Source organism: Rathayibacter sp. VKM Ac-2928 (genome assembly GCF_022815545.1).
GTDB classification, from domain to species: Bacteria; Actinomycetota; Actinomycetes; order Actinomycetales; family Microbacteriaceae; genus Rathayibacter; species Rathayibacter festucae.
Genome location: NZ_JALGRU010000006.1, coordinates 66,549 through 89,551 on the forward strand (window position 1 = coordinate 66,549; position 23,003 = coordinate 89,551).

The window sequence follows — 23,003 nt, forward strand, 5'->3', positions numbered from 1 at the left end:
CCGCCGGCACTGCTCCGGGAACCCTAGCGAGCGCGCGTTTCGGGGCTGTTGCGGGGGAGTGCGTGGGGTGGGTGGGTCTCGATACGCCCGCTGCGCGGGCCGCTCGACCAGCAGGGGAGGCGTGGGCTGCCGCCGGCCCCGCACAACATCAGCTGAGACGGGGGTCCCTCCGCTGACGGGGGAGGCCCTGTGCTCTCAGCTGATGTTGTGCGCGGCGGGGTCTCGATACGCCCGCGGCGCGGGCTACTCGACCAGCATGTCTGCGGGCCGTCTCTTCCAGCAGACCCGCGGCGTCAGCCGCCGACGCCCGTCAGGCCGAAGCGGAACTCGAGGCGGCCGTCGAGCGGCCGGACCTCGTACTCGGGGTGCGGGCGGGCGCCCCAGGAGTCGTCGCCCGCGACGCCGCGGCGGCGCAGCGCCGGGCGCAGCACGGTGCGCTGCACCGGCGGCAGCTCGTTCGGGTGCTGCGCGTTCTCGATCTCGTAGGGCGTCCACGGCAGGGCCGAGAACTCCATCCCGCCGGCGCAGTCGAGCCGCAGGCCGAAGCCTGCGTCGTCGGTCACCTCGGCCCAGCGCACTCCGGTGCGGCTGCCCGACTCCTGCGGCTTCAGGTACGGGGTCAGCTCGCGCGCGACGTCGCTCTCCCAGACGTCCAGGCGCGCGCCGAGGCGGCGGTCGGAGTAGCACTCGTCCGGGCCGTCGCCGTACCAGCGCAGCCGGTGCGCGTCGGCGCCGGTGGTCAGCTGTATCCCGAACTCGGGCAGATCGGGCAGTCCGTCCGGCACCGTCATCGCGACGGTCACCTCGATCCGCCCGTCGCCCGTGACCCGGTAGTCGACGTCGCAGACCGCCCGAGGAGTGGTCGGCAGCTCGTAGCGGAACCCGACGACCACCGCGTGCTCCTCGACGGACACCCGCGCGGTCCGCAGCGCCTTGCCCGCGGCGCGCGCGTAGCGACTCGCCAGCAGCCACTGCCCGTCCTCGAAGGGACCGCCCCAGCCGCGCTCGTTCGAGGTCGGCGCGTGCCAGAAGGACGGCATCGGGATCGAGGTGAGCAGTTCCCGTCCGCCCTCGGCTCCGCCGCCCCAGCGGTACGACATCAGCCCGCCGTGCAGCCGGGAGAAGAGGACGCTGAAGTGCTCGCCCACGACGCCCACGTTGTGGGTGCCGTCGATGACCTCGGGCCGCGGCGCGTGCTCCGGCCGCGAGAACCCCGCGACCTCGAAGACGTGCTGCCCGCGCGCGACGACGTGCCCCGCCGGCGCCCACCGCGTGTCCTCGGCCAGCCGCAGCTCGACGTCGAGCGTGTACTCGCCCGGCAGCTCCGGCAGCGGCACCGGCTGCGAATAGGTCGATGACCCGCCCGCGGCCACATCGGTCGCGAGCTCCCGCTCCGCCAGCACGCGTCCCTCCCGCCGCAGCACGACGACCGCCGCGTACGCGGAGGAGGAGGTGGCCAGCAGCCGGTTCCCGATCACGATCTCCGCCGGCGAGACGTCGACGCGGAACGGCTGGTACAGGTGCGCGACCTCCTGCAGCTTCGGCGTCGGCGTGCGGTCGGCGAAGAGGATCCCGTTGCCGCTGAAGTCGCCGTCGTGCGGCGACTCCCCGCTGTCGCCGCCGTAGCCGAGGAACGGCACCCCGTGCCGGTCGGTCATCGCGACGGCCTGGTCCGCGAAGTCCCAGATGAAGCCGCCCTGGAAGAGCGGCTCCCGCTCGGCCAGATCGAGGTAGCGGTCGACCGCGCCGAAGGAGTTGCCCATCGCGTGCGCGTACTCGCAGAGCAGGAACGGCTTGTCGCGGTGCTCCGCGAGGTACTGCTCGATCTCCGCAGCCGGCGTGTACATCTGGCTGACGACGTCGGTCGTCTCCGGGTAGCGGGAGTCCCAGTGCACCCCCTCGTAGTGCACCGGCCGGTCGTCGACCGCGCGGAACCAGTCGGCGAGATCGCGGAGCACGGTGCCGCCGAAGGACTCGTTGCCGAGCGACCACATCACCACGCTCGGGTGGTTCTTGTCGCGCTCGAGCAGGCTCCGCGCCCGGTCGTGCAGCGCGGGCGCCCAGCGGCCGTCGTCGCCGGGCACCGACTCGGCGAGCGGCGCGTCGAGGTAGCGGACGCGGTCCCACAGCCCGTGCGTCTCGAGGTTCATCTCGTCGATCACGAGGAAGCCGTACTCGTCGGCGAGGTCGTAGAAGTAGGAGTTGTTCGGGTAGTGGCTGGTGCGGATCGCGTTCACGCCCACCCGCTTCAGGATCCGGAGGTCCTCCTCCGTCTGCGCCCGGTCGACGACCCGCCCCTGCAGGCCGAACTCGTGCCGGTTGACCCCGCGGAAGACGACCCGCCGCCCGTTGAGGCTGAGCACGCCGTCCTCGATCGCGAAGCGGCGGAGCCCGACGGTCTGCGGGATCACCTCGGTCAGGGCGCCGTCCGCGTCCCGCACGCGCACCGTCAGGCGGTGCAGGTGCGGGTCCTCGGGACTCCACAGCCGCGGCTCCGCGAGGCGGAGGCGGTGCACGCCGTCCGGATCGAGCCGCAGCGGGCCGACGCCGTCGAGCTCGACCGTCGCCGAGCCCGCGCCGTCGAGCCGCAGCTCGACCGCGACCCCGGCCCCGTCGTCGTCGACCGTCGTCCGCACGCGGAGGTCCTCGACGTGCGCCCGCGGGCGGCGCAGCAGCACGACGTCGCGGAAGATCCCGGAGAAGCGGAAGAAGTCCTGGTCCTCGAGCCAGGAGCCGGCGCTCCACTTGACCACCTGCGCGGCGAGCAGGTTCTCGCCGGGCAGCAGCGCGTCCGTCAGATCGAACTCGGCGGGCGAGAAGCTGTCCGCCGAGAAGCCGAGGTGGACGCCGTTCAGCCAGAGCGCGATCGTGCTCTCGGCGCCGCGGACGTCGAGCGCGATCCGCTCGCCGGGCGCGAGCGGCGCGTCCAGCTCGAAGGTCGTCCGGTAGGAGGCCGTCGGGTTGAACCGCTCGGGGGCCTGCCCGGGCAAGATGCTCTCGCGCCCGTCCCAGGGGTACTGGGTGTTCACGTACTGGGGGCGGTCGTGGCCGTGCAGCTGGATGTGCGCGGGCACGGGGATGAGGTCCCAGTCGCCCGCGTCGAACTCGGGCCGCTCGAAGCCGGCCGGCGCGTCGGCCGGGCGGGGCGCGCAGTGGATCCGCCACAGCCCGTTCAGCGACTGCTCGAACGAGCTGACGCCCGTCGCGGCCTCCTCCTCGGAGCGGAACCAGCGGTGGTCGGAGTGCGCGGGCCGCCGGTTCTCGGCGAAGAAGCCGGGGTCGGAGAGCCGCGCGAGGTCGAACCCGGCGGTCGACGCAGCCTCGCCCGGGAGCTCCGCGAGGCTCACTTGATCGCCCCGGTGATGCCCTCGGCGAAGGAGCGCTGCAGGACCATGAAGACGATGACGGTGGGCACCGAGGCGAGGAAGACGGCCAGCATCAGCACGCCGTAGTCGACGACGTAGCCCGCGCTGAGGTTCGAGATCAGCATCGGCATGGTCTGGAAGTCGTTGTTCACGAGGATGACCTTGGGCCAGAGGAAGTTGTTCCAGGCGGTCATGAAGGTGATGACCGCGGCCGCGGCATAGGTCGAGCGCATCGACGGCAGGTAGATCCGGGCGAAGATCCCGAGCTCGCTGACCCCGTCGATCCGCGCGGCCTCGATGATCTCGTAGGGGAACGAGCGCGAGGCCTGCCGGAAGAGCAGGATCAGGAACGGGGTGGAGACCGCCGGGATGATCACCGCGGCGAGGGAGTTGATCATCCCGACCTCGGCGAAGACCTGGAAGAGCGGGATCATCGTCGCTGCGAACGGGATCATGATCGCGATCAGCAGGACCGCCATCACCAGGTCCTTCGCCCGCGAGTGGAAGACCTCGAAGCCGTAGCCGGCGATCGAGCAGACGATCAGCGCGAGCACCGTGGTGCCCACCGCGACGGTCGCCGAGTTCCACATCGCCGAGCCGACGTCCTGCAGATCGAGCAGTCCGGCGAAGTTGTCGAAGAGCGCCAGGCCCGGGATCATCCGCGAGTCGAGGACGTCCTGGCTGGTGTTCGTCGCCGAGACGGCCATGAAGTAGAGCGGGAAGATCGAGAAGAGCGCGAAGACCGAGAGGAACAGGTACTTCGGCAGGCCGCGCAGCCGCGAGGACAGCGGCGCCGTGCGGACGGGGACGGACTCGCTCGGAGTGACGGACTCGACGTCCTCGATCGCGGGCAGGGTGCTGACGCGCTCAATCACGCTTGTCACCGACTTTCAGCTGAACGAACGCGAGGACCGCGACGAGGATGAGGATCACGTAGGAGAGGGCCGAGGCGTAGCCGAAGTTCGGGTTCTTCAGGAACGAGACCTCGTAGAGGTAGTGCGACATCGACATGGTCGTGTAGGCCGGGCCGCCTCTGGTCAGCGCCCACGACTCGTCGAAGAGCTGCAGCGTCCCGTTCGTCGACATGATCGCGGTGAGCAGGATGATCGGCTTCAGCTGCGGGATCGTGACGTGCCAGAAGGTCTGCAGCGCGTTCGCGCCGTCCATCCGCGCGGCCTCGATGCTCGAGTAGTCGACGTTCTGCAGCGCCGCCAGGTAGAAGACCATGTTGTAGCCGGTCCAGTACCAGAGCAGTCCGAGGATGATGACGAAGCGTCCGGTGTCCGGATTGCCGAGCCAGTTGATCGGCGAGTCCATCAGGCCGATGCCCATCAGCACGTCGTTGACGAAGCCGTCGTTGGCGAAGATCGTGCGGAAGACGAGCGAGTAGGCGACGAGGGAGACGGCGCACGGCAGGAAGATCGCGGTGCGCCAGAAGGTCTTGAACTTCAGGTTCCTGGTGTTGAGCAGGTTGGCCAGCACCAGCGCCATGATCAGCATCACCGGCACCTGGATGATCAGGTAGATGAAGGTGTTCTGCAGCGTCAGCCGGAAGATCTCGTCCTGCAGCAGGCGCTCGTAGTTCAGCCAGAACGGCTGCGCGTAGCTGAGGTTCGCCCCGCGGCCGGTCTGCAGCGAGAGCAGGAAGGCCTGGATCATCGGCAGGAAGCTCACCAGGAAGATGAGCACCGCCGCCGGCAGGAGGAAGGCCCAGCCGGTGAGGCTGCGGCGGCGCTCCCCGGTCAGGCGGATCGGGCGGCTGCGGAGATCGCGCTGCGGCCGGGGTGGGACGCGCAGGCGCGGGCGCGGAGGGGCGGAGGTCGACACGGGCGGGCTCGCATTCTCGGAAGGAGAGGGACGGGGAGGGACGGGCCGGGGAGGAGGAGTCCTCCCCGGCCCGGGGTGCGAGCCGGCTCGCGGTGACGTCGGGTCTCGGCGACGCCGGCTCGCGGCGAGCCCTAGCTCATGGCGAACTCGACGTTCTTCTGCGCCTCCTCCAGCGCCGAGGCGGGGTCCGCGCCGCCGATGATCTGCGTGATCGCGGCGCTCACGGCGTCGCGGCCCTCGTAGTAGTAGGCGCCGGTGTTGTTGCTCGGCACCTCGGCGCCGAACTCGGCGACCTCGGCGAAGATCGGCTGGCCGGCGAAGAACTCGTTCGGCTGCTCGTAGGCCGTCGAGGAGCCGGCGGGCAGCCAGTTCGCGACGGCGCCGGACTTCGGCAGGATCGTGTCGTAGAGCTCGGTCGAGCCGGCGAAGGTCGAGGCGAGGAAGTCGGCCGCGAGGTCGACGTCGGCGTTCGCGCTGATCGCCCAGGACGATCCGCCGCTGGCCGTGTAGTTGGTCGCGCCGGAGATGCCGTCGAGCGAGGGGACGTTCGTGATCGCCCAGTCACCGGCCTGGTCCTCGGCGGTCTGGATGGAGCCGACGATCCAGATGCCCTGGATGGTGCCGCCGACGGAGCCGTTCACGAAGGTGCCGAGGTACTCGTCCCACGAGTTGACCTCGACGAAGACGCCCGAGTCGACGAGCTGCTTGTAGACGTCGATCGCGGCGAGCAGCGCGTCGTTGTCGGTGATGGTGGGGTTGCCCTCGTCGTCGAAGAGGCTGGCTCCGGCGCTCTGCAGCATCATCATGATCATGTCGGAGGAGCCGGCCTGGCCCGAGAGCAGCGGCGATCCGGTCTTCGCGAGGACGTCCTTGCCCTTGGTGAGGAACTCCTCCCAGGTGATGTCGGTGAAGTCGTCGATCGTGTAGCCGGCCGCCTCGAGGACGTCGGTGCGCAGCGCGGTGACCGCGGTGCCCGAGTCGAACGGCACGCCGTAGTGCACGTCGTCGAGGGTCGAGTAGGCGGCGACGGCCTCGGGGAACTCCGCGAAGTCGACGGCGTCGGCGGGCAGCTCGCTGAAGATCTCCGGGTAGTTGACGAGGTTCTTCTGGAACGCGTTGTTCTGCATCAGGAAGACGTCGGGCAGCTCCTCGTACTGCTGCGACTGGGCGAGGGTGGTCAGCTTGGGCTGCAAGTCGTCCCAGGGGGTCTCGATGATGTCGAGCTTGAAGTCCGGGTGGTCCTCCTGGTAGATCTTCTCGGCCTCCTCGAGGGCCGCGATGTTGAACACCGGGTCCCAGGCCCAGACGCTGAGCGTCTCGTCGCCGTCGCCTCCGCCGGCGGCGTTCCCGCCACCGCCGCCGCCGGCCGCGCAGGCGCTCAGCGCGAGGACGAGGGGCAGGGAGACGGCCACGACGGTCGTGAACTTCTTGGAGCTTCTTCGCACGGATTCGTTCCTTCTGTGTGGGTGGGGTGCTGCTGCGGGATGCAGTGCTGCTGCGGATGCAGTGGTGCTGCGGGAGGGAAGACAGTGGTGCTGCGGGAGGGAGGAGGAGGGGCGCTCGGGCTCAGCCGAGCGGCTGCCAGGGCCCGTACGGGTCGCCCGGGGCCTGGTTGCGGGTCCACCACTTCGCGCGGTAGCGCTGGCCCTGGTGGACGACGACGTCGCCGGTGTCGAAGATGCGCGAGGCGGTCCAGACCGCGGTGCCGTCGGGCGCGGTCGCGAGCTGCTGCCACGGGCCGTTCGGGTCGCCGGGGGTCTGGTTGCTCGTCCACCACGAGGCCCGCCAGAGCGAGCCCTGGAAGAGCACGCTGTCGCCCTGCTGGTAGACGGAGGTCGCCGACCAGGTGGCCGCGGCCTGGCGCCGGAGGGCCAGTGCGTCGACCGTCAGGCCCGCGCCGCCGGGGCCGCTCGCGAGGATCGCGACGGTGGCGGTGCCGGCCGGCAGCGAGAACTCCGCCGAGCGCACGTCGGCCCAGCCGCTCGTCGCGGGGATCTCGGTGCGGTGCTCGACGCCGTCCGCGCCGGTGACCACGATCCGCGCGGAGTCGAGCCCTCCCGGCCGGTCCGCGCGGAGCGACAGCGTGTAGACGCCAGCGGGGACCTCGTCCTGCTGCTGCACGCCGCCCGAGAAGGCCTGCGCCGCGCCGAGCCGGAGCGCGAAGCGCGAGCCGTCGGCGCCGGGCGAGGGGTTCGAGACGAAGGCGGTGGTCGTCGAGGCGGGGTCGGTGGTCTGCGTCCAGCCGGTGACCGTGGTCACCGCGATCCGGTCGGCGGCGAAGTCGGGGTTGAGGATCCAGTTGTTGCCGGCGCCCGCCCGCCACTCGCCGGAGCGGGCGTTCAGGTCCCACTCGCTCAGCGACTCGAACCGGACGTCCGCGCCGGTCCCGCTGAGCGGCAGCCACTGGTTGTAGCCGAGGCCGTTCCAGGCGAAGTCGGCCCAGCGGTCGCCGGCGTAGATCACGGTGTCCTGCTCGGTGCCCTGCACCGTCAGGAAGAAGCCGCTCTGGGTGACGTGGCTGTAGTCCTTCTCGGTGCCGGGGAGCACGTACATGCTCGAGTACGGCCCCTGGATCCGGCCCTCGAGCGAGCGCACGAGGTAGGTCTGCGAGGTGTTCCAGCCGTGCAGGTCCGAGCTCGCGACGTAGTACTGGCCGTCGAGCTTGAACATCGCGTTGCCCTCGCGCCCGGCGCCGCGGTAGACCTCGACGGCCGTCTCGACCGAGAGCGAGTCGGTGTCGCTGATCCGGCCGACGTAGGTGCGGCTGCGGCCGTCGCGGTAGGAGAAGACGAGGTAGTCCGCGCCGTCGTCGTCCGTGAAGACCGTCTGGTCGCCGGTGCCCTGCTCCCAGCCCGGCTTGCTCGGGTTCCGGTAGACGCCGGGGATGTGGGTCTGCAGGTTCGCGTACTCGAAGTCGGCGACGGGCGAGTCCCCGCTGAGGAAGAGGACTCCGGCGTTCGTGACGCGGGCCGGGTCGGGGCTCTCGAACTGGGTGAGCAGGACGTACTTCCCGGTCTGCTCGTTGTAGGCGACGCCGAGCCGGCCGATCCAGACCGCGTCGGCGAGCGTGTCCATGTCCGAGAAGTAGCTGCCCGTGACGTCCTTCGAGGCGGGGATGTGCAGCGCGGTGTCCCTCGTGGCGACGTCGTTCTCGAACGTCCAGTGCACGAGGTCCTCGGAGGAGTAGGCCGTCACCGCGACGAAGTCGCCCTCGCCGGCCCGGGTGTAGGCGCGGGTCGGGGAGTCGTAGTAGAGCTGCGAGCCGGTGTACTCGACGCCGTACCAGTAGTAGCGGTCGCCGAAGCGGAAGATCCCGCCGCCCTGGGAGAAGATCGGGTCGCCCGCGGTGTCGAGCCAGAACCGGTCGTTCTCGATGGTCTCGAGAGTGCCGTCGGCGAGCGGGACGAGGGCGGCGGCGGTGGTCTGCAGGCCGTTCTTCGCGGCGACGACGGCCGCGGCGCTCGCTGCGGGGTCGTCGAGGAGCTCGCCCGCGGTGACCGTCGCCGCGGCGAACGGCGCCCAGGACGCGGCGGTGTAGGCGGAGGGGACGCGGGTGCGGTACTCGTCGAGCCGCTCGCGCAGTCCCGAGATCCGGACGAGGCCGGTCTCGGCCGCCTCGAGGGCGTCGCGGGCGGCCAGCAGGGCGGCGTCGGTCGAGGCGGCGTCGTCGCGGGCGGCGGTCGCGGTCGCGAGGGCGGTCGAGAAGGGGGCCCAGGAGGCGGCGGTGAAGTCGGCCGCGGCGAGCGCGCCCACCCGGTCGAGCGCGGCGGCGAGGCGGGCGCGCTCGTCGACGAGCACGGCGCTGGTGAACTCGGCGGAGGCGTGGTTGACGAAGCCGACCGTGACGACCCGGAGGACGTGGTCGCCGGGTGCCAACCCGGTGAAGCTCGCGATCGGGACCGTGGTGGTCGATCGGGCGCCGCGGTAGTCGGCCGAGCCGATCTTGACGCCGTCGACGAAGACGTCGGCGGTGCCGTTGGTGGTGGCCTTCCGGCCCGAGAGGGCGACCGTCTCGCCGGTGAAGGCGATCTCGAAGGCCGCGCCGCCGGTCGCCCAGGTGTGCGTGCTGTTCTTCGACCAGGCGCCCTCGTAGAAGGTGGAGTTCGGCGTGCCGCGCACGGTCGTGGTCTCGGTGAAGGCGACCGTCGTCGTCCGGATCTCGGCGGCCTCGGCGGTCTGCCCGGCGAGAGGCGACTGGCCGGCGAGCACGAGCAGCCCGGCGAGCAGAGCAGCGATCAGGGCGGGGAGCCGCCTCGTCGTCGTACGCGTCATGTCGTGCCTCCGTCATCGCAGGTCCACCGTGGTACAGCGCTGTACCACGAACGCGAATCTAGCCTGGAGGATCCTGTGAGGGCAAGGAGACTTTTCTCTGATCAGCGTGTCGTGCCGCGGGCGACGACCTGCGATCGGGCGAAGAGCGTGGTCGCGGGGGCCTCCACCCGGTCGATGCGCGCGACCAGCCGCTCGAGCGCCGTGCGGGCGATCCACTCGATCCGCGAGTCCATCGAGGTGAGCGGCGGGGAGAGGAACGCCGACTCCTCGATGTCGTCGAAGCCGATCACCTGCACCTCGTCCGGGATGCGCAGTCCGCCCTCGCGCAGGGCCGAGATCGCGCCGGTCGCGAGGACGTCGTTGAAGCAGACCAGGCCGTCGAACGGCACCCCCGCCTCGACGAGCGCGCGGGCGACCCGGAAGCCGGAGCCGATCGTCCAGTCGTAGCCGGTGACGCCCACCAGGCGCGGATCGAGCGAGCGGCCCGCGGCGGCGAGCTCCTCGACGACCCCGCGCAGCCGCTGCTCGGCGTTCCCCTCGCGGGCCGCGCCGATCCGGTCGGCGTCGAAGGGCGAGTGCGCGCCGACGACGGCCAGCGCGGTGCTGCCGCGTGCGAGGAGGTGCGCCGTGGCCGCGCGGGCGTCGGCGACGTCGTCGGTCGTCACCCGGTCCACCAGCTCGTAGGTGTCGCGGGTCCCCAGGCAGACCAGGGGGTACTCGACGGCGAGCGCCGAGCGGTCGAGGGTCTCGTGCTCGGACAGCGAGAGCAGCAGCCCGTCGGTGAGCTGCGAGTTGAAGCGCTGCAGCAGCCGGCGCGAGCCGTCCCCGCCGTCGTCGGGGTAGGTCGTGACGGAGACCGCGAGGTCCATGTCGCGGGCGGTCTCGATGACCGCCTCCGCCAGCTCGGCGAGGTAGGCGGCCTTCAGGGTCGGCACGGCGAGCGTCACCGCATCGGTCCGTCCGCGGGTCAGATTGCGGGCCGCGACGTTCACCGTGTAGCCGAGCTCCGCGACCGCGGCCCGGACGCGCTCCCGCGTGCCGTCGGCCATCCGGCCCGTGCCGTTGACCGCGTTCGACGCCGTCTTCAGCGAGACCCCGGCGCGCTCGGCGACCGACTCGAGCGTCGCCTTCCGGCGCGGTGGGGCCATGTCGTCGCGCCTTCCGTCGTCCCGGGCGGTCCGCCTGCGCCCTCCCCATGGATACACCACGGCTCGGATCTCGTCCTGCGCGAGGGCCGAGGTCAACCCTCCCCGGCGGTCCGAGCGCGCCGACGGAGAGCGGCGGATACTGGAGAGGCACCCGATAGCAGACAGATGTCGGACTGCGCGGAGCGCGGCCCGGCGAAGGAGGAACCGTGAAGGCACTGCGCTACACCACCGTCGGACAGGCCCCCGAGGTCGTCGAGATCGAGAAGCCCGTGCCCGGGCCGGGCGAGATCCTGCTGAAGGTGACCGCCGCCGGCGTTTGCCACTCCGACGACTACGTGATGAGCCTCCCCGAGGAGGACTACCTCGCCCAGCACTACCCGCTGCCGCTCACCCTCGGCCACGAGGGTGCGGGCGTGATCGAGGAGTTCGGCCCCGGCGTCGAGACCGGCCTGCGGATCGGCGAGGCCGTCGCCGTCTACGGACCGTGGGGCTGCGGCCACTGCCTCAACTGCTCGCGCGGCGCGGAGAACTACTGCACCAACGCCGAGGCGGAGGGCATCCGCCCGCCCGGCCTCGGCAACCAGGGCTCGATGGCGGAGTACATGATCGTCGACGACGTCCGCCACCTGATCCCGATCGGCGACCTCGACCCGGTGAAGAACGTCTCGCTCACCGACGCCGGGCTCACGCCGTACCACGCGATCAAGCGCAGCCTCCCGAAGCTCGGCGCGGGCACCTACGCCGTCGTCATCGGCTCGGGCGGACTCGGCCACGTCGGCATCCAGATCCTCAAGGCGCTCTCCGGCGCGACGGTGATCGTGCTCGACGTCAGCGAGGAGAAGCTCGAGCTGGCGAAGCACGTCGGAGCGGACGTCACGCTGATCAGCGACGCCTCCGCCGCCGAGAAGATCCGCGAGATCACCGGCGGGCTGGGCGCGGACGCCGTCTTCGACTTCGTCGGCGCCGGCCCGACCATCGCGACGGCCACCGCGGTCGCCGCCGTCGAGTCGGACGTCACCATCGTCGGCATCGGCGGCGGCCAGGCGACCGTCGGCTTCGGCACGATCGCCTACGACGCGGCCCTGCGGATCCCCTACTGGGGCTCCCGCAGCGAGCTGATCGAGGTCTTCGAGCTCGCCAAGGCGGGCCGCATCGACGTCGAGGTGCAGCGCTACGCCCTCGCCGACGCCCCCCGGGCCTACGCCGACCTGCACGACGGCACCGTCCGCGGCCGCGCGGTCATCGTCCCGTAGGTCCGCGACTGCCCGCAGAGGCGGCCTCCCCTGCTGGTCGAGCAGCCGCGAAGCGGCGACCCATGCTGGTCGAGTAGCCCGAAGGGCGTATCGAGACCCACGTCCTCCAGAACGCCGGATCTCGATACGCCCTCTCCGAGGGCTACTCGATCAGCATGAAAGATCTAGCCTTCGAGGATGCGCTCCCGGCTCCTGCACGCCCGCGAATCGTTCTGGTTCCTGCCCACCCTGTTCGGCGTCCTCGCGATCGCCCTGGCCTTCGGGCTGATCGAGCTCGACCGGCTGCTGATCCGCGCGGGCATCCAGGACCTCCCCCTCGTCGAGGACCTCTCCGCGACCGGCGGCCGGGCGATCCTCTCCGCGATCGGCGGCACGATGCTCGGGGTCGCCGCGACCTCGTTCTCGATCACGATCTCCGTCCTCGCCACCACGTCCTCCGCCTACGGGCCCCGGCTGGTCCGCAACTTCATGGCCGACCGCGGCAACCAGGTCGTCCTCGCGGTGCTGACCTCGACGTTCCTCTACTCGCTGATCGTGCTCCGCTCGGTGCACACCGAGGAGGACGCCACCCTCGCCTTCGTGCCCGTCGTCGCGGTCGGCTTCGCGGTGGTGCTCGCGGTCGGCGACGTCGCCGTGCTCGTCTACTTCATCCACCACATCGCGCTGTCGGTGCAGGTGACCACGCTGCAGAAGCGCGTGCTCGGCGAGCTCGAGGACGTCATCGCGGAGCTGTCGGGCGACGAGGACGAGCGGGACCGCCGGGAGGAGCCCTTCCCCGCCGGCGGTGTCGTGCTGACGGCGCCCCGCTCCGGCTACGTCGAGCAGCTCGAGTTCGAGCGCCTCGTCGCGCTCGGCGCCCGCCACGACGCGGTGCTGCGGACGCTCGCCTCACCCGGCGACCACGTCCTGGCCGGCGATCCCGTGCTCGAGCTCGTCGGCGGGAGCGACCTCGAGGAGGCGGCGCTCGCCGCGGTCGTGATCGCGGACGCGCGCACCCCGCACCAGGACCTCCGCTACGCCGTGCAGCAGGTCGTCGAGATCGGTGTCCGCGGCCTCGCGACCGGCACCAACGACCCGTACACCGCGGTCAGCGCGCTGGACGCCCTCACCGGCGCGCTCGTCGACCTCTGCCGGGGCGACGGCCCGCGCACCCGCTTCCGCGACGCCGACGGCGTCGCCCGGCTGTGGTGCACCTGGCCGACCGCCGCGGACCTCCTGGCCGAGGTCTACCTCGCCCTGCGCGCCTACGCGCTGGACCAGCCGCTCGTCGTCCGCGCCGGCCTCCGCCTGGCGCAGCGCCTCGAGCCCGTCGCCCGCGGCACCGCGCGCACCGAGCTGCACCGCCAGCTCGAGGCCTTCGCGAGCGCCTACGACGCCGCCGACCGCGACGCGCTCGAGGCCCCCGTGGTGCGCCGCGACCTGGCGGAGCTGCTCGCCCGCCTGTCCACCGGGGAGCACGCGCGCGACTGAGGAGCACCTGCTGGCTCGATCGGCATGAATCGATTCGCAGCGACGGCTGCAGTCATGCTGGTCGAGTAGTCCCGCAGGGCGTATCGAGACCCGCCGTCACCAGCAGGGCGGGTCTGCTGACTCGGCTTCTGACGATGGTGGATCTCGATACGCCCGCTCCGCGGGCTACTCGATCAGCATGAGGCAGGCGGCTCTTCCCATGCTGGTCGAGTAGCCGCTCAGCGGCGTATCGAGACCCGGCGTCAGCGCAGCGGCGTATCGAGACCCGGCGTCAGCGCAGCGGTGCCGTCGACGAGCGCAGCACCAGGCGGGCGGTGACCGCCGTCCGCTCCTGGCGCTCGCCGGTGCGGATGCGCGCGGCCAGCATCTGCAGGGCCTTCTCGCCGAGCAGCTGGTGGTCGAGGTGCATCGTCGTCAGCGGCGGCGAGTAGTACGCGGAGTCCGGCATGTCGTCGACGCCGACGATCGAGTAGTCGCCGGGCGCCGTCCGGCCGCGCTCGGACATCGCGCGGAGGAAGCCGAGCGCGATCTGGTCGTTGGCGGCCGAGACCGCGGTGAACGACTCCGGATCGACGGCCCGGCCCTGCGCGGCTCCCGACTCGGCGTCCCACTCCGCACAGCGCAGCACGTCGAGCGGGGCGACCCCCGCCTCCGTCAGCGCCGCCCGGTAGCCGCGCTCGCGGTCGACGGCCTCGTTGCGGTCGCCGGGGCCCGCGAGGTGCAGGATCCGCCGGTGCCCGAGCTCGAGCAGGTGCCGGGTGCCGAGGTAGCCGGCGCCGTAGGAGTCGGCGTAGGTCGAGTCGCCCACGGGGCCGCCGCGCTCGGAGCGCGTAACGACCGGCACCGAGGCGGCGATGTACTCGACCAGCTCGTCGAGCCCGCCGTACGGCGTGCCGACGATGATCCCGTCGACCTGGAAGGAGAGCAGCTTGTCGACCGCGTGCCGCATCTCCTCGCGGGCGCCGGGGGCGTCCGGCCCGACCTCGAGCAGGGCCGTGATCAGCGAGAGCCCCTCGGCGCGCGCGGCGCGGCTCACCCCGGTCAGCAGCTCGGAGTGCCCGTAGTTCAGCGGCCCCATCGCGAGGAAGCCGACCGTGTCGGTGCGCTGGACCCGGAGGTTCCGGGCGACGCGGTTGTGCCGGTAGCCGAGCTCGGCGATGGCCGCCTCGATGCGCACCCGGGTCGCCGGAGCGACGTAGCCGCCGGTGAAGAAGCGGGAGACGGTCTGCGCCGAGACCTCGGCGTGCCGCCCGACGTCGGCCATGCTCGGCCGCGCGCGGGGCAGGGACGTGCTCGACATCGAGGCTCCCTCCCTGGCGGCGACCCGCTCACTCTACTGAGCCGATTCCGGGCCGATCGCCGTTACCCGATCGTGACCCATCAACCGGTTGCACGCATTGTCGCCCGAATGTGTTATCGATAACGTATCCCTCATCCACCGCCGCTGGAGCTCCAGTCCCGGCCCTGATCGGCGGATCCGACGTCGATGTCGCGCTGCTGCGATGTCGAGCAGCGAAAGGACGCGACGATGCGTGCTCTGACCCGTTCCCATGCTCTGACCCGATCCGTCGCCCTCGCCACGGGCGCTCTCCTCCTCGCAGGCCTGGCCGGCTGCTCCGCGAGCGGCGGCGACTCCGGCGGCAAGACCGAGATCACCTGGTTCAAGCTCACCGAGTCGGCCGACTCCGCGAACGCGACGATCAACGAGATCGTCAGCGACTTCGAGGAGGCGAACCCCGACATCACCGTCAAGGTCGAGCAGCGGGCGGTGGACGCGCACAAGGACGCGCTGCGCACCACGCTCGGCACGAGCGGCGCCCCCGACCTCTTCTTCTCCTGGGCCGGCCCCGGTCTCGGCGGCGAGTTCATCGACGCCGGCGCGAGCCTGGACCTGAAGGAGTACTACGACGAGTACGGCTGGGCCGACCGCTTCTCCGACACCACGATGTCCACCGTCACCCAGTACGGCGGCTACGACGGCGTGCCCTACACCCAGCGCACCGAGGCGGTCTTCTACAACAAGGACCTCTTCGAGCAGGCCGGCATCGACGCCGCGCCCACCTCCTACGACGAGCTCGTCGAGGACGCCGGGAAGCTGAAGGACGCGGGCATCACCCCGTTCGAGTTCGGCGGCACCGTCAACTGGCACGTGATGCGCCTGCTCGACAGCCTGCTCGAGACCGAGTGCGGCGCCGACGGCTACCAGGCCCTCGTCACCGGCGAGGCGAGCTGGGCCGACGAGTCCTGCGTCACCGACACCTTCACCGAGTTCGCCACCTGGACGTCGGACTACGTCAACGACGGCTTCATCTCGATCAACAACGACGAGTCGAGCTCGCTCTTCTTCGCCGGCAAGGCGGCCATGGCGATCGAGGGCGACTGGTTCAACCAGCAGATCCGCGACGCCGGGATGTCCGAGGACTCGGTCGGCATCTTCGCCTTCCCCACGGGCACCGACCGCATCTACGGCTTCAACGAGAACAACTACATCTCCGCGAACTCGGAGCACGCCGACGAGGCCGCGAAGTTCCTCGACTACCTGACCTCGCCCGAGGCGCAGGCGAAGTTCATCGCCACCTTCGGCAGCCGCTCGGTCAACGTCGACGTCACCCCCGAGGACCAGAGCGCCTTCGACGCCCTCTGGAACCCGATCACCGAGGCGGCGACCGGCGTCTACATGAACAACGACCAGAACCTCTCGCAGTCGCAGACCACTGAGTACTGGCGCATCCAGAACCTGGTCGCGACCGGCGACCTCGACCCGGCCGACGCCGGCGCCGAGTTCCAGAAGTTCATCGACCAGCAGTGACGCCCGGGGCGGAGGGGGCCGCGCGTCCCCTCCGCCCGAGCGCCGCCGTGCCCGAGCACCCCGCGTCCGAGACGTCCGAGAGGTCCGCCATGACGACATCCACCCCCGCCCGCCCGCGGCAGTCCGCGCCGGAGCAGCCGCGGAGGAAGCATCCGCGCCGCCGGGCCCTCGCCCGCTTCGGCGGCACCGGCTTCCTCGCCGCCCTGCCGTTCCTCGCGCCGGCGCTCGCCGCCTACCTCGTCTTCGTGGTCGGCCCCTCGCTCGAGTCGGTGCGGCTCAGCTTCTTCGAGTGGTCCGGCTTCCAGGGCGCCCCGCAGGTCTTCGTCGGACTGCAGAACTACGTCCGCATCTTCACCCAGGACCCGGTGTTCTGGACCGCGTTCTCGAACACGCTGATCTGGGTGGTGCTCTCGCTGTTCATCCCGGTCGGCCTCGGGCTGGTGATGGCGCTGGCGCTGAACCGGCCGCTGTTCGGGCGCAACGCCTTCCGCTCGCTCTTCTACATCCCGGGCGTGCTCGCCCCGATCGCCATCGCGAACATGTGGCGCTGGATGTACAACCCCAATTACGGCGTGGGCGTGAACCTCGCGCAGCTGTTCGACCTGCCGTGGCTGGCCGAGGTGCAGTGGCTCGGGGACAAGAACCTCGCGCTCTACTCGATCTTCGCGGCCTTCGTCTGGCAGATCGCGGGCACGAACATGGTGCTCTTCCTCGCCGGCCTGCAGAGCGTCTCGCCCGATCATGTCGAGGCGGCCCGGCTCGACGGCGCGAACGCCTGGCAGGTCTTCCGCAACGTGACGATCCCGGCGCTGCGGCCGACCACGGTCATCGTCGTCGTCCTCACGATCATCAACTCGATCAAGGTGTTCGACCTGATCGTCGGCATGACCGGCGGCGGCCCGGCGCAGCAGACGCAGGTGCTCGCACTCTGGTCGTTCCAGCAGTCCTTCAACAACCACGAGTACGGCCAGGGCAACGCGATCGCCACGGTCCTGCTCGTGATCACCCTCGTCATCGTCGTCCCGTACATGGTGTGGACGGCTCGTCAGGAGAAGAACTCATGAGCGTCACGAGCATCCCGACCAGCGCACCCGGCCTGGTCGCGCCGCCCAAGCGCACCCGCCGCCCGGTCGGCGGCCGCGACTACATCCGGATCGGCCTCTGGATCGCGCTGGTCTTCGCCGTCCTGATCTGGGCCGTCCCGCTGATCTTCATGGTCTTCACCTCGCTGAAGAGCGAGGCCGACATCTTCAGCACGCCGGCCTTCGTGCCGCCGTGGTCGCCCGACTTCGGCAACTACGTCGAGGCGCTCGACCGCGGCAACCTGCTCACCGCGGGCGGCAACAGCCTGATCATCGCGCTCTTCAAGGTGCCGATCGGCCTGTTCATCTCGGCGGCCGCAGCCTTCGCTCTGGCGCGGATGCGGTTCCGCCGGCAGCGCCTGCTGATGGGCGTGATCGCGCTCGGCGCGATGGTGCCGATCCAGGTCGCGATCGCGCCGCTCTTCCAGGTCATCAACGGGCTGGGGCTGCTGAGCAGCAATTTCGGCATCATCCTGCCGTACATCGCCTTCGGCCTGCCGTACCAGACCTTCATCCTCTACGGCTTCTTCCGGCAGATCCCCGAGGAGATCGACGAGAGCGCGCGGATCGACGGCGCCGGCAACTGGCGGCTGTTCCTGACGATCATCCTGCCGCTGGCCCGCCCGGCGCTCGCCGCGCTGTTCATCCTCGACTTCGTCTCCACCTGGAACGAGTACTCCATCGCGCTCGCGCTGCTGCAGAGCCAGGACTCCTGGACGATCCCGCTCGCGCTGCAGGGCTTCCAGTCGCAGTTCACCAGCTCGTACGGGCCGCTGAACGCCTTCACCATCATGTCCGTGTTCCCCGTGCTGATCGTCTACCTGATGTTCCAGCGCTACTTCGTCGAGGGCGCCTTCGCCGGCGCCGTGAAGGGCTGACCGTGCCGCACACCACCGACACCGCCGAGCGGTTCTCGCGCGAGACGCGCCTGTTCGAGGTCCTCCGGGACCCGCGCGGGCACGCGATCGTCGAGCGCCGCCTCCCCGGGCTGGTGCACTCCTCGATCCTGCACACCCTGCACAGCTATCCGCTCGGGCTCGTCGTCGACACCGAGGAGTCTCTCGACGCGGCCGAGCGCGAGGCGCTGCTGGCCGAGGTCGCCGCGATCCCGACGGAGGAGCCGGCGCCGGTCCGCGAGCAGGAGCGGTTCGTCGAGCCCTCCGGGGACTACGAGACCGCGGACGTGCCGCTGGCCTCGGCCGGCGTGTCCGCGCCGGCCACCGCCACCGTCTTCGGGCGCTTCGAGATCGAGCTGCGCGGCCCCGCGCACGGCAACCCGTTCGTCGACGTCGCGCTCTCGGCGATCGTCGACGGGCCCACCGGCTCGGTGCGCGTGCCCGGCTTCTACGACGGCGACGGCGTCTACCGGCTGCGCTGGATGCCGGAGGCCGCCGGCGAGTACGCCTGGACCACCTCGAGCAGCGCCCGCTCGCTCGACGGCGTCACCGGCTCCGTCTCGGTGACCGCGGCGGTGGCGGGGCAGCACGGCCCGGTGCGGGTGGCCGACACCTTCCACTTCGCGCACGCCGACGGCACCCGCCACCGCCCGCTGGGCACCACCTCCTACGCCTGGACGCACCAGGGCGACGAGCTGGAGGAGCGGACGCTCGCCGCGCTCGCCACCGCCCCCTTCACCAAGATGCGGATGTGCGTCTTCCCGAAGTCGTACCTCTTCAACGAGAACGAGCCCGAGCGCTACCCGTTCGAGGGCTCGCCCGGGGCGGGGTTCGACTGGCAGCGCTTCGATCCGGCGTTCTGGGCGCACCTCGAGCGGCGGATCGAGCAGCTCGGCGAGCTCGGCATCGAGGCGGACCTCATCCTCTTCCACGCCTACGACCGCTGGGGCTTCTCGACGATGGACGCCGTCGCCGACGATCGCTACGTGCGCTACGCCGTGGCGAGGCTCGCCTCGTTCGCGAACGTCTGGTGGTCGCTCGCGAACGAGTACGACCTGCTGTTCGAGAAGACCGAGGAGGACTGGGAGCGCTTCGCCGGGATCGTGGGAAAGGACGACCCGTCACGGCACCTGCTCTCGATCCACAACTGCCGCGAGTTCTACGACCACTCCCGGCCGTGGATCACGCACGCCAGCATCCAGCGGCAGGACGTCTACAAGACGGCCGAGATGACGACCGAGTGGCGCCGCTGGGGCAAGCCGGTCGTCATCGACGAGTGCGCCTACGAGGGCGACATCGACCAGGGCTGGGGCAACATCACCGGCGAGGAGCTGGTGCGGCGGTTCTGGGAGGGCGCGCTGCGCGGCGGCTACGTCGGGCACGGCGAGACCTACGTGCACCCGGACGACGTGCTCTGGTGGTCGAAGGGCGGCGAGCTGCGCGGGACGAGCCCGGCGCGGATCGCGTTCCTGGAGTCGGTCCTGGCCGAGGGGCCCGCTCGCGGCCTCGAGCCGATCCCGCTCGACTGGGACGTGCCGCGCGCCGGCGTCGAGGGCGAGTACTACCTCTACTACTTCGGCTTCGACCGGCCGACGTACCGCCGCTTCCTGCTCGAGCCCGACGTCTCGTACACGGTCGACGTCCTCGACACCTGGGCGATGACGGTCGAGCGCCTGCCCGGCACCTACTCGGGCCGCTTCCGCATCGACCTCCCGGGCCGCGAGTACATCGCGGTGCGCCTGCAGCGCGCGGACTGACGCCTCCCTGCTGACGACGGCGGGTCTCGATACGCCCCTGCGGGGCTACTCGACCAGCATGAAGCTGTCCTTCGCCGGTCACTGCATGCTGGTCGAGTAGCCGCCGCAGGCGGCGTATCGAGACCCACCCCCCTGTTTATCGAGGACTCGAATCAATTCGACTAGGCTCGACGGCATGACCGAGAACACAGGCACGACCGAGATCCCGGGGGAGCTGCGCGTCGGCGTCGTCGGCCTCGGCTTCGCCGGCACCACCCACCTCGACGCCTTCCAGGCCCTCCCCGGTGCGCGCGTCGTCGCGCTCGCCGGCCAGGAGGAGGAGCGCCTCCGCGAGCTCGGCGCCACCCGCGGCGTCCCCGACCTCTACGCCGACTGGGAGGAGCTCGTCGCCCGCGACGACCTCGACGTCGTCTCGATCGGCGTGCCCAACCACCTCCACCACCCGATCGCCGTCGCCGCGCTCGCCTCCGGCAAGCACGTCTTCTGCGAGAAGCCGCTGGCCACCACCGCCGAGCTCGCCGCCGAGATGGTCGAGGCGGCCCGCGCGAACGACCGCGTCCTCGAGATCGCCTACAACCACCGCCGCCGCGCCGACGTCGCCTACCTCCGCACCTACCTCGACGACGCCCCGCTCGGCGAGATCTACCACGCCCGCGCGAGCTGGCAGCGGCGCACCGGCATCCCCGGCATCGGCTCCTGGTTCACCAGCAAGGAGCTCGCCGGCGGCGGACCGCTGATCGACCTCGGCTCGCACGTCCTCGACATCGCGCTGCACCTGCTCGGCGAACCGCGGGTGACCAGCGTCTCCGCCGTCGCCTACGGCGAGATCGGCCGCTCCGGTCGCGGCGGGCGCCCGCACGGCGTCGCCGCCACCGGCACGCACGCCTTCGAGGTCGAGGACTTCTCCAGCGCGCTGCTCCGCCTCGACAACGGCCGCAGCCTGCAGCTCGACGCCTCCTGGGCCAGCTACTCCAAGGTGCACGAGGACATCGAGGTCGAGCTGCTCGGCTCGGCCGGCGGCGCCCGCCTGCACGTCGCCGACTACGCGACGGAGGGGACGCTCACGTTCTACTCCGAGGTCGCGGGCGCCCCCACCACGTCCCGCCCCGACGTGCCGGTGCCCGCCGGGCACCACCGCTCGGTGATCGCGGAGTTCCTGGCCGCGATCTCCTCCGGCGCCGACGCTCCCGCCGGCGGTCCCCGCTACGCCGGCCACTACGGCGACTACGCGCTGCACCGCAGCCGGGTGGTCGACGCGATCTACCGCTCCGCCGCCGAGAAGAAGGAGGTGGCGGTCGCATGAGCGTACCCCTCGAGGTCCTGGTCTGGAACGAGTTCCGCCACGAGACGCGCGGCGATGAGACCGTCATGCGGCACTACCCCGACGGCATCCACCGGGTGATCGCCGACGGCCTGACGGAGTCGCTCGGCGACGCCGTCTCGGTGCGCACCGCGACCCTCCCCGAGCCCGAGCACGGGCTGACCGAGGAGGCGCTCGCGAAGACGGACGTCCTGCTCTGGTGGGCGCACATCGCGCACCCGGAGGTGTCGGACGAGGTCGTGCAGCGGGTGCTGCGGCACGTGCAGGAGGGCATGGGCATCCTGATCCTGCACTCCGGCCACTACTCGAAGATCTTCCAGGCGCTGATGGGCACGACCTGCTCGCTGAAGTGGCGGAACGACCACGACCGCGAGCTGGTCTGGACGATCGCGCCGACCCATCCGATCGCCGAGGGCGTGCCGAGCCCGATCGTCATCCCCGAGCAGGAGATGTACGGCGAGTACTTCGACATCCCGGTGCCCGAGGAGACGGTCTTCCTCTCGACGTTCTCGGGCGGCGAGGTCTTCCGCTCCGGAGTGACGTACACCCGGGGCCTGGGCAAGGTGTTCTACTTCTCGCCCGGCGACCAGGACTACCCCGTCTACCACCACCCCGACATCAAGCGGGTGCTGGCCAACGCCGTGCAGTGGGCGCGCCCGAAGCGCGAGCGCACCCCCCTGACGGCCGACCACCACCCCCGAGGCTGGTTCGAGTCCTGACCCCTCCCGCGCCGAGCATGCTGATCGAGTAGCCCGCGGAGCGGGCGTATCGAGATCCACCCCCGCCGACACGTCGGCCTCGATACGCCGCTGCGCGGCTACTCGACCAGCATGCTGGGGCGGCGGGCGTGCCAGGCGCGCAGGGCCGCGACGCCGAGGGCGGCGACGACGAGGGCCGTCGCCGGCGTGCGGAGCGAGACGGCCGGGAGCATCAGCGCGCTGGTGAAGACGGCCTGGGCGTAGTCGAGCATCTCGAGCGGATGGCGGGCCAGCACCCGCGAGCCGGCGGCGGCCGAGACGGCGGTGACCAGCACCGGCCCGACCCAGAGCACGGCGAGGCTCACGATCCAGGCGATCACGCGGCCGGCGGAGAGCACCCCGCACCAGGCGAGGGCGAGGCCGGCCAGGATCCCCGGCAGCCACTGCACCGCGTTCAGCAGCGCGACTCCGGCGGCCGAGCCGTCGCGGCTGAGCGGCGCCACCACTCCGGTCAGCCACCCGCCGGCGGCCACCGCAGCGAACGAGATCGCGACGGCCGCCCCCGCCCGAGGCGCCCGGGCGATCACGAGCAGGAGCAGCGCTCCGACCGCGATCGCGGCGACGGTGCCGCCGACGATCGCCGCGAGGTAGAGGTCGGAGTCGCGGTCCTCCCGCAGCCCGGCGGACACGGTCAGCGCCGACTGCACCAGCGCGACGACCTGCACGCCGACCGCTCCGAGCGCGGCGCCGAGCGGGCCGATGCCGCGCCGCCGGCCGAGCCGGGCCGCGAGTCCCGCGAGGGCCGACCCGACCACGATCACCGAGACGATCAGCGTCAGGAAGTACTGGCTGAACGGCAGCAGCGCGAGCGGCATCTCCTCGGGCAGGACGTCGGTCGCCCAGAGGTTCTGCAGCGGCAGCCGCAGCCCGGTGAGCAGCCACGGCAGCAGTCCGAGCGCGCCCGCCGCGACGCCGACCCCGAGACTCGGGAGCAGGCGCGGGCGAGGGTGGACGGGCGCTGCGGAGGAGGTCACCCGACCATCCTCGCGCGAGTGCTGTCCCGCGGGGGCCCGCTCGTGCGACTGTGAGGAGTCCCCGCTCCTCC

16 protein-coding genes are annotated in these 23,003 nt (G+C 71.2%); 8 read left to right on the forward strand and 8 right to left on the reverse strand.

The genetic code is table 11. The features are described from left to right. Positions 1 to 293 precede the first annotated feature (293 nt). From MT350_RS18785 to MT350_RS18810, 6 genes are all read right to left on the reverse strand, one after another. The gene (locus MT350_RS18785; RefSeq protein ID WP_243599742.1) at positions 294 to 3,347 is read right to left on the reverse strand and encodes a glycoside hydrolase family 2 TIM barrel-domain containing protein; all 3,054 of its coding nucleotides are present in this window, start codon (positions 3,345 to 3,347) and stop codon (positions 294 to 296) included. After that, entirely contained in the window at positions 3,344 to 4,240 is an 897-nt protein-coding gene (locus tag MT350_RS18790) for a carbohydrate ABC transporter permease (protein WP_243599743.1), read from the reverse strand. The genes MT350_RS18785 and MT350_RS18790 overlap by 4 nt, the downstream gene beginning before the upstream one ends. Further along, the gene (locus tag MT350_RS18795) at positions 4,233 to 5,192 is read right to left on the reverse strand and encodes a carbohydrate ABC transporter permease (protein ID WP_243616422.1); all 960 of its coding nucleotides are present in this window, start codon (positions 5,190 to 5,192) and stop codon (positions 4,233 to 4,235) included. The genes MT350_RS18790 and MT350_RS18795 overlap by 8 nt, the downstream gene beginning before the upstream one ends. A 131-nt stretch (positions 5,193 to 5,323) precedes the next feature. Then, positions 5,324 to 6,637: an extracellular solute-binding protein gene (locus tag MT350_RS18800; protein WP_243616423.1), complete on the reverse strand. Its 1,314-nt coding sequence runs from the start codon at positions 6,635 to 6,637 to the stop codon at positions 5,324 to 5,326. Between the two features lie 121 nt (positions 6,638 to 6,758). Beyond that, positions 6,759 to 9,464: a carbohydrate-binding protein gene (locus tag MT350_RS18805; RefSeq protein WP_243616424.1), complete on the reverse strand. Its 2,706-nt coding sequence runs from the start codon at positions 9,462 to 9,464 to the stop codon at positions 6,759 to 6,761. Positions 9,465 to 9,565: 101 nt separating this feature from the next. Then, positions 9,566 to 10,612 carry a LacI family DNA-binding transcriptional regulator gene (locus MT350_RS18810; protein ID WP_243616425.1) on the reverse strand — a complete coding sequence of 349 codons (1,047 nt, stop codon included), beginning with the start codon at positions 10,610 to 10,612 and terminating at the stop codon, positions 9,566 to 9,568. Positions 10,613 to 10,818: 206 nt separating this feature from the next. On the opposite strand from MT350_RS18810, the gene MT350_RS18815 reads away from it, so the two are divergent. Further along, positions 10,819 to 11,865, forward strand: coding sequence for an NAD(P)-dependent alcohol dehydrogenase (locus tag MT350_RS18815; RefSeq protein WP_243616426.1), 1,047 nt, complete (start codon positions 10,819 to 10,821; stop codon positions 11,863 to 11,865). A gap of 177 nt (positions 11,866 to 12,042) precedes the next feature. Beyond that, complete coding sequence (locus MT350_RS18820) at positions 12,043 to 13,335, forward strand: DUF2254 domain-containing protein (RefSeq protein WP_243616427.1); 1,293 nt, start codon at positions 12,043 to 12,045, stop codon at positions 13,333 to 13,335. Positions 13,336 to 13,606: 271 nt separating this feature from the next. On the opposite strand, the gene MT350_RS18825 is transcribed toward MT350_RS18820, so the two are convergent. Next, a complete protein-coding gene (locus tag MT350_RS18825; protein ID WP_243599750.1) occupies positions 13,607 to 14,635 on the reverse strand; it encodes a LacI family DNA-binding transcriptional regulator in 1,029 nt (342 codons plus the stop codon). Between the two features lie 228 nt (positions 14,636 to 14,863). Here MT350_RS18825 and MT350_RS18830 point away from each other — a divergent pair, with 228 nt between their 5' ends. The 6 genes from MT350_RS18830 to MT350_RS18855 all read left to right on the forward strand — a co-directional run bounded on the left by MT350_RS18830 (position 14,864) and on the right by MT350_RS18855 (position 21,919). Continuing rightward, on the forward strand, positions 14,864 to 16,144 hold the full coding sequence (locus tag MT350_RS18830; RefSeq protein ID WP_243599751.1) for an ABC transporter substrate-binding protein: 1,281 nt from the start codon (positions 14,864 to 14,866) through the stop codon (positions 16,142 to 16,144). 89 nt (positions 16,145 to 16,233) lie between these two features. Next, positions 16,234 to 17,208, forward strand: a complete 975-nt coding sequence (locus tag MT350_RS18835) for a carbohydrate ABC transporter permease (protein WP_159423673.1) — start codon at positions 16,234 to 16,236, stop codon at positions 17,206 to 17,208. Continuing rightward, positions 17,205 to 18,104 (forward strand): carbohydrate ABC transporter permease, encoded by a 900-nt coding sequence (locus MT350_RS18840; RefSeq protein WP_243599752.1) that lies wholly within the window; start codon positions 17,205 to 17,207, stop codon positions 18,102 to 18,104. Before MT350_RS18835 ends, MT350_RS18840 begins: the two co-directional genes overlap by 4 nt. 2 nt (positions 18,105 to 18,106) lie before the next feature. Further along, the gene (locus MT350_RS18845) at positions 18,107 to 19,879 is read left to right on the forward strand and encodes a DUF5605 domain-containing protein (protein WP_243616428.1); all 1,773 of its coding nucleotides are present in this window, start codon (positions 18,107 to 18,109) and stop codon (positions 19,877 to 19,879) included. A gap of 175 nt (positions 19,880 to 20,054) precedes the next feature. Continuing rightward, entirely contained in the window at positions 20,055 to 21,182 is a 1,128-nt protein-coding gene (locus MT350_RS18850) for a Gfo/Idh/MocA family protein (protein WP_243616429.1), read from the forward strand. Then, the gene (locus MT350_RS18855; RefSeq protein WP_243616430.1) at positions 21,179 to 21,919 is read left to right on the forward strand and encodes a ThuA domain-containing protein; all 741 of its coding nucleotides are present in this window, start codon (positions 21,179 to 21,181) and stop codon (positions 21,917 to 21,919) included. The genes MT350_RS18850 and MT350_RS18855 overlap by 4 nt, the downstream gene beginning before the upstream one ends. A gap of 98 nt (positions 21,920 to 22,017) precedes the next feature. On the opposite strand, the gene MT350_RS18860 is transcribed toward MT350_RS18855, so the two are convergent. Next, entirely contained in the window at positions 22,018 to 22,932 is a 915-nt protein-coding gene (locus tag MT350_RS18860) for a hypothetical protein (RefSeq protein WP_243616431.1), read from the reverse strand. Between the last annotated feature and the right edge of the window lie 71 nt (positions 22,933 to 23,003).